The organism is Methylobacterium sp. WL1, assembly GCF_008000895.1.
In the GTDB taxonomy this organism is placed as follows: Bacteria; Pseudomonadota; Alphaproteobacteria; order Rhizobiales; family Beijerinckiaceae; genus Methylobacterium.
This window is the reverse complement of record NZ_CP042823.1, coordinates 1,171,710-1,186,741: the sequence shown is the minus strand read 5'-3', so window position 1 is coordinate 1,186,741 and position 15,032 is coordinate 1,171,710. Positions and strand designations below refer to the sequence as shown.

Here is a 15,032-nt window from a genome sequence, read left to right as displayed (position 1 = left end):
GGGGCCGTTTCGGCCCGGCCGTCAGTGCAGGCGACTTGTCAGGGCATGTCTTAAGGGCATGCCCGCCGAAGCGTGCGGATCATCCGCGCGATGACCGTCTCGTGCGGGCCTATGCGGCCGGCAATTGCTGCTCCAGATGGGCACGAAGGATCGAATAGTGTTGGACGACCTTGTCGAGCTTGTCGGCGTTCGCTCTCCGGATCCGCTCCGAGCCGGCGTCGGGCTGGTAGGTGGTTGCGTAGTGGGCGGCGTGTGCTTTCAGCTTCGCGGAAACGAAGGCCAGATCGGCCGACCAGACGACCTCCGCGCGGACCAGCTGAAGGCGCCGCGCGATCTCGAGCCAATGCAAGTCGAGCGCGATGCCGCTGCCCATCTGCTTGAACAGGTCGAACAGGGAATCAAGGATGCCGATCGCGGTCCGGGCTGACACGATGGAGCGCTCCGTCATGCCTGCGTCGCGATGAGGTCGGGCCGCACATACCAATCGTCAAACAGGGACAGCTGCCGGAAACGCCGACGGTAACCCAGGCCGGTCAGCAGGGCGTAGATTTTCTCGCGGCTGTCCGAGAAGTTGTGCTCGACGCTGATCAGGGCGATGTCGTGGCGCGTGAAATCGAAGCTTTCCAGCACGTCAAACTCGCCGCCCTCCACGTCGATGCTCATGTAGTCGATGCGCTTCGGCGCCCGGGCCTCAACCAGGAATCGCTCCAGCGAAACCGTCTGGACCGCGTATTGCCGACCGTCCTGGCGGAACTGCGCGTGGAAATCGCCCGTCACCAAGTCGTTCATGCCGGACAGCTCGCCGATGTCCACCTCGTTGAATAGGACCTCGACCCCGTCGGTCCTATAGACGCACTTGTCGGTGATGTAGCAGTTCCGGTTGGCGTAGAGCGCGGCGTGCCAGGCCCGGGCCGGCTCGGCCAGCGCGCCCTGCCAGCCGAAGGTCTTCTCGAGCAGCAGCGTATTGCTCAGGCTGATCCCGTCGCAGGCACCGAACTCGACGAAGTAGCCGTTCCGCTTCTCCTTGAGTTCGTACAGGACCCAGAGGTCCTGCAGCAGCTGCGCGTTGGAATACGGCGCCATCTTCGTGGCGAACGACAGGAACGCGAGTTCGGAGCTGGCGAGATGGGGCTTCGCGTCCAGTTCGTTCCTGAGATCGACCAGGGCGTTGAAGACGGTCAGGAGCGCGACATCCATGGCCCTGCGTTCCACCATGTTGAAGGGGACCGATCGATACAGGTGACGAGTGCGGGTGCGGTGCGCTCAGGGACGGGTCCGGTCAAGAGGCCGGGCCCCCAGGATCCGGTTCGAGCCGTCGAACAGAACCGTATGCTGCAGCGAATCGGGCCCCTGGTCCGGTACCGTGCGGGCCGCCCTGCGGATCGCCGACAGGAAGCGCTTCCGGCTGAACCCGAAGGGCCGCAAACTCGCCGACAGGGCCTCAATCAGCTTGGTCGAGGCCTCGGATCGCGCCCGGGCCAGATCGCGCTCCCGCACGGCCGCGTCGCGCTCGGCCATGATCAGTGCCAGTGCAATCTGCTGCTGCTGGATCTGGCGGATGTATTTGGTGTCGATGTCGTGGACAGGGGACGTCGTCATACGGCAGCCTTCGGGGCTCTGAGCGGAACCAGGTGGCGATACGGCCGGGAACGCGGCGGGACCTACGAGGATGATGGGATCCCATGCATGCTCCCGTGCCCTCGCACGTCTCAGATGGTCCTGGCCAGATCGTCCTGGCCAGGACCATCTGGCAAAGATCACGGTTCTAAGCGGCCCCGCATCCGGTGCTGCCGGATGGCGGCCTGTGCAAGCATCGGCCGACGTTACGGTCCCAACGAAACGATTGACTTCGTCGGGTCCTGAGATGGCGGTTTCGCGGTGTCGAGGGTTGCTGGGCCAGCGGGATAGCCATCAGAAACCGCATGGTTGCGTCACTGTCCGTCCCGCCGACCTCCCCCACCGTGCGCAGCGGCATGTCGTGGCCATCTGGCGCGCGCACCGTGCCGCGGCATTCGACACGGTTCGGGCCGGTCGGCTGCGGCTGCACGACGCCGGGCCGGTTGTTCATCGCGTGCTGGACCCGCGCATCTGCCCGGTCTCTCGTCCTCGCGGGCGAAGCCGAAGGCAGACAGGGACGTCCAGCGCGTCGCGCCCTTGCGGTGCTTCAGGTTGAGGAGGCGTGTAGAAAGTTTCCAACCCTGAACGGACCAGAGGACGGGGACGATGCCACCGTTCACTGAGGGGCAGGCCCCGCCGGCTCAATCTAATGCGGGGAAACCGTCCGCTCGGGCGCCATAGGGTCGAGTGGTGGAGACGACAGGGATCGAACCTGTGACCTTTCCCATGTCAAGGGAATGCACTACCGCTGTGCTACGTCTCCTAATCGATCGTCATCAGGCTCGTCGAGCCTGAAAGCCATCGAAATAATCCAGGCCACTCAGCGGCTTATGAGGAGTGGCCCCTACCCTGTCAAGGTAGTGCGCTCCCGCTGAGCTACGCGCCCGGTCCGGTGCTGCGTGAGCACCGGTGGGCCGGGCCTATAGCCGGTGCCCGGCGGGGGCGCAAGCGGAAGGTTGAGGGGCGTAGCCCGGGGGGGCGGATACCGCAATGGTGCACGCGGGGAAGAAAATGCGCTATGGGCGTGCCGGCCGGCATCCGGCCGGGCCGCTCGGGCGGTCCCGGCATTCCGCCGCCTCAAGCTTCGGGACATGCGCTACTTCATTGATCACGATCACGGCGACTCGATCCGCGGCTGGATCGTGCCGGACAATCCCCTCGCCATCAGTCGGGTGATGGTCTCCGTCGGAGGCCAGCGCGTGGCCGAGGTTTCGGCCAGCGTCACCGACGAGACGTTCAAGCGCAACGGCTGGCACGCCACCGGGCAATGCACCTTCGTGCTCACGCAGGCCGAGGTGCCGGGCCTGGCCGAGATCCAGCGCCTCGAACTCTACGACGCCGACACCAATGTCCTGGTCTATCGCCGCACGCCTCCGGACGGGCTCGTGCGGCTGCGCGTCATGCTCATCAACACCGGGATCGAGCCCGAGACGGCCCTGCAGGCGGCCTTGTTCCCGTATTTCCAGCACTGCTACTTCGGCGTCCACAAGCTGCCGGACGAGATCCTGACCTGCATCCTATCCGGCCCCTCAGCCCCCTCGGCGTTGCTGTCGGGCGCCGTGACGATCCCGCGCTACGAGAACTTCATGACGCCGGACCTGATGGTCACCGGCATCCTGGTGCAGGACCCCTACACCGAGATGGCGACCCGCATGCTCTGGCTGAAGGCCCGGGCCGGCGACGCCCTCGATCCGGTGCGCGGCTGGCGCCTCGGACCGCTGGCCGAGGCCGCGTCGTTCTCGGAATCCTACGACTTCACCGACGTGAAGAGCCTCAAGCGCTACTTCCGCATGCTGCCGGAGCCGGCCTACCGGCTGCTCTACAACCCGTTGACCCGCCAGCTCGGAACCCGCATGCCCGAGGATCGCCTGCACCCGGGCAACTCGATCGCCGCGATCGAGATCCTGGCCCGGGTCGGGATCGTCGGCCACAAGACGCGGTACCACGCCTTCGCGTCGACCCTGTTCGACCGGCTGGGCATCCACGCTCCGGTGCCGGTTCCGCCGCCGGTGCCGGCCGAGACCCAGGCGCTGGCCGAGCGCTTGCGGACTGTCAAGGCGGTGGAGGAGATGCTGGTGTTCGACGTCGCGATGTCGGATGCCGTGAAGGACTCGATCGACAAGAGCTGGAGCTGATGGCGCGCCCGACCGAGACGGGGGGCCCCGAGACGCGCCTGCCGCCGGCGCACCTGACGCGAACCGGACGCAAGCGCCGCCCTCTGCCGGTCCGGGCGGCGGCGGACGGGATGCGCGTCGAGCTTCCGGGGCTCGCGGGCCGCTGGCTCGAGATCACCCTGTCCAACGACCCGACGGAGGGTCCGGACACGATCCCCGGCATGGCCTTCGCCGGTCCCGAGGGGCGTCCGGGGCCGCTGCTGCCCCAGGAGGCGTCGGGCGGGGGTGCCTTCACGTGGATCGGGCGCCTCCCCGAGGGCGTCGTCGCCCTGCGGGTGGCCGATCCCGCCGGTCGGGTCACGGTCCGGCTGCGCCGAATCACGGTGCGCCGCCTCGACTGGCCGACCCTGGTGCCGCGCGCGCTCCTGCGCGAGCCGGCGCTGACCCTGCAGGCGCTCTACTGGCGGATCCTCGGCAAGAAGGTGCGGGCGCGCGGCTTCCTGGGCCGGGCGCTGGCTCACCGCCGGGTGACCGGATACGAGGCCTGGATCCGTGCCCACGGCTATCGCCGGGCGGAGCGGGACGGCATTGCCGCCGAGATCGCCGCCTGGGCCGATCCGCCGCTGATCTCGGTGCTGATGCCGGTGCACGATCCGGACCCGAAGGTGCTGCAGGCCGCCCTCGCCTCCCTGCGCGCGCAGCTCTATCCGCACTGGGAACTGTGCGTCGTCGACGACGCCTCGACGCGGCCCGCGATTCCCCGGATCCTTGAGCGCGCCGCCGAGGCCGATCCGCGCATCCGCGTGCTCGCCCGGTCCGAGAACGGCCACATCGCCCGGGCCACCAACGATGCCCTGGGCCTCGCACGCGGTGTCGCCTGCGCCTTCATGGACCACGACGATGTGCTCACCGAGGACGCCCTCTATGAGGTCGCCCGGGCGCTTCGCCTCGATCCGGACCTGGTGCTGATCTACAGCGACGAGGACAAGATCGACGGACGCGGCCGCCGGTTCGACCCGCACTTCAAGGCGGGCTTCGACCGCGAGCTGCTCTACGCGCAGAACTACATCAACCATCTCACCGTGGTCCGGACCGACGCCCTGCGGGCGGTCGGCGGCCTGCGTCCGGGTTTTGAGGGCAGTCAGGACCACGACCTGCTGCTGCGGCTCACCGACGGCCTCGACCCGTCCCGCATCCGCCACATCCCGCGGGTGCTCTACCATTGGCGCGCCGCGCAGGGTTCCGGGACCTTCTCGGACCGGGCCCTGTCCCGGGCCGAGGCGGCGCGGCTGCGCGCCCTCGACGAGGTCGTGGCGCCCTGGGGTGGCCGGGTCGAGCGCGGGCCGTCGGGCTTCAACCGCCTGGTCCGGCCGCTCCCGCTTCCGCCGCCCCGGGTCTCCGCGATCATCCCGACCCGGGACCGCGCCGAGATCCTGTCGGTCACCCTCGACGGGCTGCTCGCGGGCACCGACTACCCCGACATCGAGGTGGTGATCGTCGACAACGACAGCCGCGAGCCCGAGACGGCGGCCCTGTTCGCCCGGTATCGCGACGACCCGCGCGTGCGCATCGTGCCGGTGCCGGGAGCCTTCAACTTCTCGGACCTGTCGAACCGCGGCGCGGCCGCCGCCACCGGGCCGGTGCTCCTGTTCCTCAACAACGACGTCGAGGTGCTGGACCGCGAGTGGCTCGGGGAACTGGTCCGGCACGCGGTGCGGCCGGAGATCGGCGCCGTCGGGGCGAAGCTGCTCTACCCGGACCGGACCATCCAGCACGGCGGCATCGTGCTGGGGATCGGTGGCGTCGCCGGGCACAGCCATCTCGGCGTACCGGACGCGGATCCCGGCTATTTCTGCCGGATGGTCATCGCCCACGAGGTCTCGGCGGTCACGGGCGCCTGCCTGGCCATGCGCGCCGACGTGTTCGAGGCGGTCGGCGGCTTCGATGCCGACGCCCTGAAGGTCGCCTTCAACGACGTGGACCTGTGCCTGAAGATCCGCCGGGCCGGCTACCGCATCGTGTGGACGCCGTTCGCCAAGTTGATTCATCACGAATCGAAGAGTCGGGGCGCCGAGGATACGCCGGAGAAGCGCAAGCGCTTCGAGGGCGAGGTGCTGACCATGCTCGACCGCTGGGGCCCTGAGCTCCGGGCCGACCCCTACTACAACATCAACCTGTCACGAAATTCCGCGCATTACCGGGTCTAGGCGTGTGGGCTCGGCCGGCGCCGCGGCGACGGGTTCCGCCCGTCGCGGCAGGCCGCCCCGCATGTGCCGACTGCAGGGCAGGCATGGGGGTGCCATGCATGCGTCAGTGGGTGAACTTGCGTCGGATGCCGGTTGCGATACCTCTGGACATGCCGCATGAGGCGGTTCCGGCCATGGCGCCCGAACGGGCGCGCGGCGAGGGCGGCAGTCAACCATGAGTGCGAACACCCAAATGGCCTCGGCCACGACCCTGGAGCGCGATGCTCAGCAGGCGATGGGGGACCACAAGGTCCACCCGAACGAGATCGCCATCGGCGTGGTCATCGGCCGCGCGTCCGAATACTTCGACTTCTTCGTATTCGGCATCGCCTGCGTGCTGGTTTTCCCGAAGGTGTTCTTCCCCTTCGTCGATCCGCTGACCGGCACGCTGTACGCGTTCTCGATCTTCGCCCTGGCCTTCATCGCCCGGCCGATCGGCTCCGTGATCTTCATGGCGATCGATCGCCGGCACGGGCGCAGCGTCAAGCTCACGATCGCGCTGTTCCTGCTCGGGGGCGCCACGGCGGCGGTCAGCTTCCTGCCGCGCTACGATAGCATCGGCATCTCTTCCGTCTACCTCCTGGCGGTCCTCCGGATCCTTCAAGGCCTGGCACTGGGCGGCGCCTGGGACGGGCTCGCCTCCCTGCTCGCCATGAACGCCCCCCGGGAGCGCCGCGGCTGGTACGCGATGATCCCGCAGCTCGGCGCGCCCCTGGGCTTCATGGTAGCGAGCGCGTTGTTCGCGTTCTTCCTGGTCAACCTCGACGAGGCCGACTTCATCGATTGGGGCTGGCGCTTCCCGTTCTACTGCGCCTTCACCATCAACGTCGTCGCCCTGTTCGCCCGGCTGCGCCTGGTCGCCACCGACGAATTCGCCCGGATGATGGACCTCGACCGGCTCCGCCCGGTCCCGGCCCTGGAGCTGTTCCGGCACCATGCCGCCGACGTGATCCGCGGCGCCTTCGTGCCGCTCGCCGGCTTCGCCTTGTTCCACCTCGTGACGATCTTCCCGATCGCCTGGCTGGCACTCAACAACACCAGCAGCCGCTCGCCCGGCGAGTTCCTGATCGTGCAGTTCTCCGGGGCCATCGTCTGTGCCGGCGCGATCGCCGCCTCCGGGCTGATCGCCGACCAGATCGGCCGCCGCAACTGCCTGATCATGAGCGCCTCGCTGATCGGGTTCTTTGCGGTCGGCAGCATCATCGCGCCGCTCCTGTTCGGCGAGAGCGCGATCGGCCAGACCATCTACGTCACGATCGGCTTCATGCTGCTCGGCCTCGCCTACGGCCAGACCGCCGGCGCGGTGACGGCCCGGTTGGGCAACCACTACCGCTACACCGGCGCCGCGCTGACCTCCGACTTCGCCTGGCTGGTCGGTGCCGGCTTCGCCCCGCTGGTGGCGCTGTTCCTGTCGCAGCGCTACGGCTTGGCCATGGTCGGCGTCTACCTGTTGTCCGGCGCGGTCTGCACCCTCGCGGCCTTGTTCCTCGACCGCTCCGAGATGCGCCAGATGTAGCCGGCAGCGCGCGGCGCAGGCTGCGCGCCTCCTTCCAGACGTTGTCGGCCGTGCCGCAGACGCGACACGGCGCGGATGCCGCGCATGCGGCGTGGGATAAAGAGACGAGTGCTGTGACCTCTTCGACCCTTCTCCCGGACAGGATCGAGCCCAGCGACCGCCGGAGCGGCCTCGCACGTCGGCTCGTGCCGCTCCTCGCCCTGCCGCCGATCCTGGCGTTGCTGGGTGGCTGCAACCTCGTGGTCATGAGCCCGGCCGGCTACGTCGCCGAGCAGCAGCGCAACCTCGTGCTGGCGGCCACCGGGCTGATGCTCCTGATCATCATCCCGGTGATCTTCTTCACCTTGTTCTTCGCCTGGCGCTACCGCGCCACCAACAAGGACGCGGTGTACGATCCCGAATGGCACCACTCGACGCAGCTCGAGGTGCTGATCTGGACGGCGCCCCTGATGATCATCATCGCGCTCGGCGCCCTCACCTGGATCGGGACCCACACCCTGGATCCGTTCCGGCCGCTCAGCAAGATCGACGCGAAGCGCGACGTCCCGGCCGGCGTCGAGCCGCTGCAAGTCGAGGTGGTGGCGATGGATTGGAAGTGGCTGTTCCTCTACCCGCAATACGGGATCGCCACGGTGAACGAGCTCGCCGCCCCGGTGGACCGGCCGATCCAGTTCAAGATCACCGCCACCGACGTGATGAACACGTTCTACATCCCGACGCTCGCCGGCATGGTCTACGCGATGCCGGGCATGCAGACCCAGCTCCACGCGGTGATCAACCGGGAGGGTTCCTATGAGGGCCGCTCGGCGCATTACAGCGGCGCCGGCTTCTCGAACATGTTCTTCAAGTTCAACGGCGTGACCAACGAGGCCTTCGATCAGTGGGTTGCCAAGACCAAGGCGCAGGGCGGCGAGCTGACCCAGGAGGCCTATCTCGAGCTGGAGAAGCCGAGCGAGTCCGAGCCGTCCCGCTTCTACAAGTCCTACGCCAAGGGCCTGTACGACCGGATCATCGGCATGTGCCCCCGGCCGGAGCAGATGTGCGTCGGTGAGATGGTGAAGATCGACGCCCGGGGCGGCGCGTCCGGGGCGGAGGCCGAGGCCAACTACGACCGGTTGCAGTACGACAACCGCATGGCCGATCGCGGCAACGAGGCTCCCGGCGCGACGGGGCCGGCATCCGGGACCGGCCCGCATGGGCAGACGCAGCCTCAGGGCATGAAGCCCAGGCCCGACATGGGCAACCCGGACTCGCGCGGCCAGGGCGAGAATGCGCTGCCTGGGCAGGAGAAGACCCCTGAGGTCAAGGCCCCCGACAGCCAGGGCCAGAGCGAGGGCGGGCAGATCGCGCCCAAGCAGCTCAACCAGTAAGAATGCTCGCGTGAACGCGAGCCCCACACCGTAAAACCGGCGGTCGCCGTCGAACCCATTGAACGGGCCGATCCCATGTTCGCAAACCTCGACCTACAGCAGTTGATCCTCGGTCGATTTACGATCGAGCAGATCCCGTATCACGAGCCGATCCTGCAGGCGACGTTCGCCGGCGTGGCCGTGGTCGGACTCGCCGTGCTGGGCGTCATCACGTATTTCCGCTTCTGGGGGCCGCTGTGGCGTGACTGGGTCACGTCCATCGACCACAAGAAGATCGGTATCATGTACTGCATCTTCGCGCTGATCATGCTGCTGCGGGGCTTCGCCGACGCGCTGCTCATGCGCTCGCAGCAGGCGGTGGCGTTCGGTTCGGAGCAGGGCTTCCTGCCGCCGCACCACTACGACCAGATCTTCACCGCCCACGGCATGATCATGATCTTCTTCGTGGCGATGCCGTTCGTCACGGGGCTCATGAACTTCGCGGTGCCGCTGCAGATCGGCGCCCGCGACGTGGCCTTCCCGTTCCTGAACAACTTCAGCTTCTGGATGACGGTGGCCGGCGGCATCCTGGTGATGGTGTCGCTGTTCGTCGGCGAGTTCTCGCGCGCCACCTGGCTCGCCTACCCGCCGCTCTCGGGGGCTGCCATGAGCCCCGGCGTCGGCGTCGACTACTACATCTGGGCGCTGCAGATCGCCGGTATCGGGACGCTGCTGTCGGGCATCAACCTGATCGCGACCATCGTGAAGATGCGCGCGCCTGGCATGACCATGATGAAGCTGCCGATCTTCGTCTGGTCGTCGCTGTGCACCAACATCCTGATCGTGGCCGCCTTCCCGATCCTGACGGCCGTCCTGGCGATGCTGTCGCTCGACCGCTACGTCGGCACCCACTTCTTCACGAACGACCTTGGCGGCAACGCCATGCTGTACTTCAACCTGATCTGGATCTGGGGCCACCCGGAGGTCTACATCCTGATCCTGCCGGCCTTCGGGGTGTTCTCGGAGATCACCTCGACCTTCTGCGGCAAGCGGCTGTTCGGCTATACGTCGATGGTCTACGCGCTCGTGGTGATCACCATCCTCGCCTACCTGGTGTGGTTGCACCACTTCTTCACCATGGGCTCGGGCGCCGACGTGAACTCGTTCTTCGGGATCACGACGATGATCATCTCGATCCCGACGGGCGCGAAGATCTTCAACTGGATGTTCACGATGTACCGCGGCCGGATCCGGTTCGAGGTGCCGATGATGTGGGTGGTGGCGTTCATCGTCACCTTCGTGATCGGCGGCATGACCGGCGTCCTCCTGGCGGTGCCCCCGGCCGACTTCGTGCTCCACAACTCGCTGTTCCTGATCGCGCACTTCCACAACGTGATCATCGGCGGCGTGCTGTTCGGCATGTTCGCCGGCGTGACCTTCTGGTTCCCCAAGGCCTTCGGGTTCAAGCTCGATGAGTTCTGGGGCAAGATGGCCCTCGTGTTCTGGGTGAGCGGGTTCTACGTCGCCTTCATGCCGCTCTACGTGCTCGGCCTGATGGGCGTGACCCGGCGGATGCAGCACTTCGACGACCCGTCGCTTCAGATCTGGTTCGTGATCGCGGCTGGCGGCGCGGCGCTGATCGCTTGCGGGATCGCTTCGCAGATCATCATGTTCGTGGTCTCGATCCGCAATCGCGAGAAGCTGCGCGACCTGAGCGGCGACCCGTGGGGCGGCCGGACCCTGGAATGGTCCACCTCCTCGCCGCCGCCGGACTACAACTTCGCCTTCACCCCGGTGGTCCACGATTCCGACGCGTGGTGGGACATGAAGAACCGCGGCTTCGCCCGGCCGATGACCGGGTACAAGCCGATCCACATGCCCAAGAACACCGCGACCGGTGCCATCCTGGCTGGACTGAACTTCACCTTCGGCCTGGCCATGGTCTGGTACGTCTGGTGGCTGGCGGCGCTCAGCTTCGTGGCGATCCTCCTCGTCGCGATCCTTCACACCTTTAATTACAAGCGCGACTTCTACATTCCTGCCGACACGGTCAGTCGGACGGAAGGTCAGAGGACGCGCGAGCTGGAGATGGCGTGATCCGATGATGCACGCGGAGACTGCACCCCCCGGCGCTGCGGCGCCGGTCTTCTACCAGACCGACGAGGAGGGCCATCACTCCGAGGGCTCGACGATGCTCGGGTTCTGGCTCTACCTGATGAGCGACTGCCTCATCTTCGCGACCCTGTTCGCGACCTACGGCGTGCTCGGCCGCAGCTACGCGGCCGGGCCGACTCCCAAGGAGCTGTTCGACTTGCCGGGCATCGCGGTGAACACCGCGATGCTGCTGTTCTCGTCCATCACCTACGGCTTCGCCATGCTGGAGATGGACCGGGACCGGATCAAGCCGACGCAGATCTGGCTCGCGATCACCGGCCTGTTCGGCGTGGCCTTCGTGGCCCTGGAGATCCGGGAGTTCGTCCACCTGTTCCATGAGGGCGCGCCGCCCTGGCGCAGCGCCTTCCTGTCGTCGTTCTACACCCTGGTGGCGACGCACGGCCTGCACGTCTCGGTCGGCATCCTCTGGCTGGTCGTGCTGCTGGTTCAGCTGCGCAAGCACGGCCTGATCGTCGAGAACAAGCGGCGCCTGATGTGCCTGTCGATGTTCTGGCACTTCCTCGACCTGATCTGGATCGGGGTGTTCACGGTCGTCTACCTGATGGGAGTGCTCGAATGAGCGCCGACGCGCACCACCTGACCGGTCACGGTCCGGATACCCATGACGCCCACGCCCACAGCGAGGGCGGGCACGGCAGCTTCGGCAGCTACATCACCGGCTTCGTCCTGTCGGTCATCCTGACGGTGATCCCGTTCTGGCTGGTGATGGGCAACGTACTCGACAACAGCCTCGTCACCACCCTGGTGATCCTGGCGCTGGGCGGCGTGCAGATGGTCGTGCATGTCATCTACTTCCTGCACATGAACACGAAGTCCGAGGGCGGCTGGACCTTCCTGGCCCTGATCTTCACCATCATGGTGGTGGTGATCATGCTCGCGGGCTCGGTCTGGGTGATGTACCACCTCAACCACAACATGATGCCGATGGATGCCCACGACGTCATGAACAACGCCCGCTGAGCGGGCGTGCGGACGTGATCCCCTCGGGGTCGGCGGGGGGCTCCGGTCCGGGCCCCTCCCCGGCCCCGCTTTCGTTCGCGCGGCGCTTCGTGTTCGGCGCGGCCGCCGCCTTCGTGTTCGTCGTCCTCGTCGGGCTCGGGACGTGGCAGGTCCAGCGCCGGGCCTGGAAGCTCGACCTGATTGCCCGGGTCGATGCCCGGGTCCACGCCCCGGCGGTGCCGGCTCCCGGCCCAGCCGAATGGCCACGGGTCGGCCCCGACGACGCCTACCGGCATGTCCGGCTGTCCGGCACCTTCCTTCACGACCGGGAGACGCTGGTCCAGGCCGTCACCGAGCGGGGCGGCGGCTTCTGGGTGCTGACGCCGCTCCGCCGGCCCGACGGCACCCTCGTGCTGGTCAACCGCGGCTTCGTGCCGGGGCCGAACCGGGATCCCGCGACCCGGCTGGCCGGTCAGGTGGCGGGGGATGCGCGGGTGACCGGCCTCCTGCGATTGACCGAGCCCGGTGGCGCGTTCCTGCGGTCGAACGACCCGAAGGATGGGCGCTGGTATTCGCGCGACGTGGCCGCCATCGCGGCGGCAAAAGGCCTGACCGACGTCGCCCCCTACTTCGTCGACGCCGACGCGGCGCCCAATTCCGGCGGCCTGCCGGTGGGCGGGCTCACGGTGATCGCCTTCCCGAACAGCCACCTCGTCTATGCGCTGACCTGGTACGGGATGGCGCTGATGCTGGCCGGTGCAGCGATCTACATCCTGCGCGGCCGGCGGACGTCTAGACCTGGAGGGGAGTAGCCCGGTTTCCGGGGGCGTCTATAATAGGGTGACAAACGCCACAACGAGTCACCCACATGACCACCCGCATTCCGAACTTCGCCGAGATGTCTTGGGTCGGCGAGCCGCTTGCGGTGGCATCGCCCACGCTGCCCGAGCCCTGGATGACCCCGGAGGGCATTCCGGTGAAGGGCCGGTACGGGCCGGAGGACCGGGAGGGCCTGGAGTTCCTCGACACCTATCCCGGCATCGCGCCGTTCCTGCGCGGCCCCTACCCGACCATGTACGTGACCCAGCCCTGGACGATCCGGCAATATGCCGGCTTCTCCACGGCCGAGGATTCGAACGCGTTCTATCGGCGCAACCTCGCGGCCGGGCAGAAGGGCCTGTCGGTGGCCTTCGATCTCGCCACGCACCGCGGCTACGATTCCGACCACCCCCGGGTCTCGGGCGATGTCGGCATGGCCGGGGTGGCGATCGACTCGATCTACGACATGCGGACGCTGTTCTCCGGCATCCCGCTCGACGAGATGACGGTGTCGATGACGATGAACGGCGCGGTGCTGCCGATCCTCGCGCTCTACATCGTCGCCGCCGAGGAGCAGGGCGTGCCGCCCCAGAAACTCGCCGGTACGATCCAGAACGACATCCTCAAGGAGTTCATGGTCCGCAACACGTATATCTATCCCCCCAAGGGATCGATGCGGATTATTTCCGATATCTTTGCGTATACGTCCAAGAATATGCCGAAGTTCAACTCGATCTCGATCTCCGGCTACCACATGCAGGAGGCCGGGGCGACGAACGACCTTGAGCTCGCCTACACGCTGGCCGACGGCGTCGAGTACATCAAGGCCGGGCTCGCGGCTGGCCTGACCATCGACCAGTTCGCCCCGCGCCTGTCGTTCTTCTGGGCGATCTCGACCAACTTCTTCATGGAGATCGCCAAGATGCGGGCCGCGCGCCTGATCTGGGCGAAGCTGGTCAAGGGGTTCGATCCGAAGTCCGAGAAGTCGCTGGCGCTGCGCACCCACTCGCAGACCTCCGGGTGGTCGCTCACCGCCCAGGACGTGTTCAACAACGTCACCCGCACCAACATCGAGGCGATGGCGGCGACGCAGGGCGGCACGCAGTCGCTGCACACCAACGCTCTGGACGAGGCGCTGGCGCTCCCCACCGACTTCTCCGCCCGGATCGCCCGCAACACCCAGCTGTTCCTGCAGCAGGAGAGCGGCACCACCCGGATCGCCGATCCGTGGGGCGGCTCCTACTACGTGGAGAAGCTGACCGCCGACATCGTGGCCCGGGCCTGGGAGCATATCCGCGAGGTCGACCAGCTCGGCGGCATGGCCAAGGCGATCGAGGCCGGCATCCCCAAGCTGCGGATCGAGGAGGCCGCGGCCCGGGCGCAGGCACGGATCGATTCCGGCCGCCAGACCATCGTGGGCATCAACAAGTTCAAGTCCGACGACGACATGGCGATCGACCTCCTGCGGGTCGACAACGGCAATGTCCGCCGCCTCCAGATCGACAAGCTCAAGCGGCTGCGCTCGGAGCGCGACGAGGCGGCGGTCACGGCCCGGCTCGAGGCGCTGACCAACGCCGCCGACACGAACGAGAACCTGCTGGCTCTGGCCGTGGACGCGGCCCGCGCCAAGGCCACCGTGGGTGAGATTTCCGAGGCCCTGGAGAAGGCCTGGGGCCGGCACCGCGCCGAGATCCGCTCGATCTCCGGCGTCTACAAGCGCGAGGTGGGGGGCATGTCGCCAGTGGTCGAGGAAGTCCGGGCGCTGGTCGAGGCGTTCGAGGAGAATGACGGCCGCCGGCCGCGCATCCTGGTCGCCAAGATGGGCCAGGACGGGCACGACCGTGGCCAGAAGGTCATCGCCTCGGCGTTCGCCGATCTCGGCTTCGACGTGGATATCGGACCGCTCTTCGCCACCCCGGACGAGGCCGCCCGGCAGGCGGTGGAGAACGACGTGCACATCGTCGGCGTCTCGTCGCTCGCCGCCGGGCACCTCACCCTGGTGCCGGAGCTGAAGGCGGCGCTCACCGAGCAGGGCCGCGACGACGTGATGATCGCCATCGGCGGCGTGATCCCGCCGGGCGACTACGATGCCCTAGTGGCGGCCGGAGCCTCGGCGATCTTCCCGCCCGGTACGGTGATCGCCGAGGCCGCGGTCAAGCTGATCCGCGCGCTGAACGAGCGGTTGGGCTACGCGGCGCGTCAGGCCGCGGAGTAGATCGGGGCCCGTCTCCCCGAACGCGGGGAGACGGGACGCCGC

General features: G+C 67.5%; 12 protein-coding genes and 1 tRNA gene. 9 read left to right on the top strand and 4 right to left on the bottom strand.

Annotated features, from left to right (window positions below):
- Positions 1-109: 109 nt before the first annotated feature.
- The 4 genes from FVA80_RS06085 to FVA80_RS06070 form a co-directional block, all read right to left on the bottom strand.
- Entirely contained in the window at positions 110-448 is a 339-nt protein-coding gene (locus FVA80_RS06085) for a hypothetical protein (RefSeq protein WP_246692286.1), read from the bottom strand.
- Complete coding sequence (locus FVA80_RS06080; RefSeq protein WP_147907233.1) at positions 445-1,197, bottom strand: FkbM family methyltransferase; 753 nt, start codon at positions 1,195-1,197, stop codon at positions 445-447. The genes FVA80_RS06085 and FVA80_RS06080 overlap by 4 nt, the downstream gene beginning before the upstream one ends.
- A 66-nt stretch (positions 1,198-1,263) precedes the next feature.
- Complete coding sequence (locus FVA80_RS06075; RefSeq protein WP_147907232.1) at positions 1,264-1,599, bottom strand: hypothetical protein; 336 nt, start codon at positions 1,597-1,599, stop codon at positions 1,264-1,266.
- A 706-nt stretch (positions 1,600-2,305) separates the two neighbouring features.
- Positions 2,306-2,380 (bottom strand) — tRNA-Val (locus tag FVA80_RS06070).
- 328 nt (positions 2,381-2,708) lie between these two features.
- Here FVA80_RS06070 and FVA80_RS06065 point away from each other — a divergent pair.
- The 9 genes from FVA80_RS06065 (at position 2,709) to scpA (ending at position 14,990) form a co-directional block, all read left to right on the top strand.
- Positions 2,709-3,752 carry a hypothetical protein gene (locus FVA80_RS06065; protein ID WP_147907231.1) on the top strand — a complete coding sequence of 348 codons (1,044 nt, stop codon included), beginning with the start codon at positions 2,709-2,711 and terminating at the stop codon, positions 3,750-3,752.
- Positions 3,752-5,938 carry a glycosyltransferase family 2 protein gene (locus tag FVA80_RS06060; protein ID WP_147907230.1) on the top strand — a complete coding sequence of 729 codons (2,187 nt, stop codon included), beginning with the start codon at positions 3,752-3,754 and terminating at the stop codon, positions 5,936-5,938. The genes FVA80_RS06065 and FVA80_RS06060 overlap by 1 nt, the downstream gene beginning before the upstream one ends.
- A gap of 214 nt (positions 5,939-6,152) precedes the next feature.
- Entirely contained in the window at positions 6,153-7,493 is a 1,341-nt protein-coding gene (locus FVA80_RS06055; protein ID WP_147907229.1) for an MFS transporter, read from the top strand.
- Between the two features lie 113 nt (positions 7,494-7,606).
- Complete coding sequence (cyoA, locus tag FVA80_RS06050) at positions 7,607-8,863, top strand: ubiquinol oxidase subunit II (RefSeq protein ID WP_147907228.1); 1,257 nt, start codon at positions 7,607-7,609, stop codon at positions 8,861-8,863.
- A gap of 75 nt (positions 8,864-8,938) precedes the next feature.
- Entirely contained in the window at positions 8,939-10,939 is a 2,001-nt protein-coding gene (gene cyoB, locus FVA80_RS06045) for a cytochrome o ubiquinol oxidase subunit I (RefSeq protein WP_147907227.1), read from the top strand.
- Positions 10,940-10,943: 4 nt separating this feature from the next.
- On the top strand, positions 10,944-11,576 hold the full coding sequence (gene cyoC, locus FVA80_RS06040; RefSeq protein WP_147907226.1) for a cytochrome o ubiquinol oxidase subunit III: 633 nt from the start codon (positions 10,944-10,946) through the stop codon (positions 11,574-11,576).
- A complete protein-coding gene (cyoD, locus tag FVA80_RS06035) occupies positions 11,573-11,977 on the top strand; it encodes a cytochrome o ubiquinol oxidase subunit IV (protein ID WP_147907225.1) in 405 nt (134 codons plus the stop codon). The genes cyoC and cyoD overlap by 4 nt, the downstream gene beginning before the upstream one ends.
- A gap of 14 nt (positions 11,978-11,991) precedes the next feature.
- Positions 11,992-12,768: an SURF1 family protein gene (locus tag FVA80_RS06030; RefSeq protein WP_147907224.1), complete on the top strand. Its 777-nt coding sequence runs from the start codon at positions 11,992-11,994 to the stop codon at positions 12,766-12,768.
- A gap of 56 nt (positions 12,769-12,824) precedes the next feature.
- The gene (gene scpA / locus FVA80_RS06025) at positions 12,825-14,990 is read left to right on the top strand and encodes a methylmalonyl-CoA mutase (RefSeq protein ID WP_147907223.1); all 2,166 of its coding nucleotides are present in this window, start codon (positions 12,825-12,827) and stop codon (positions 14,988-14,990) included.
- Positions 14,991-15,032: the final 42 nt, after the last annotated feature.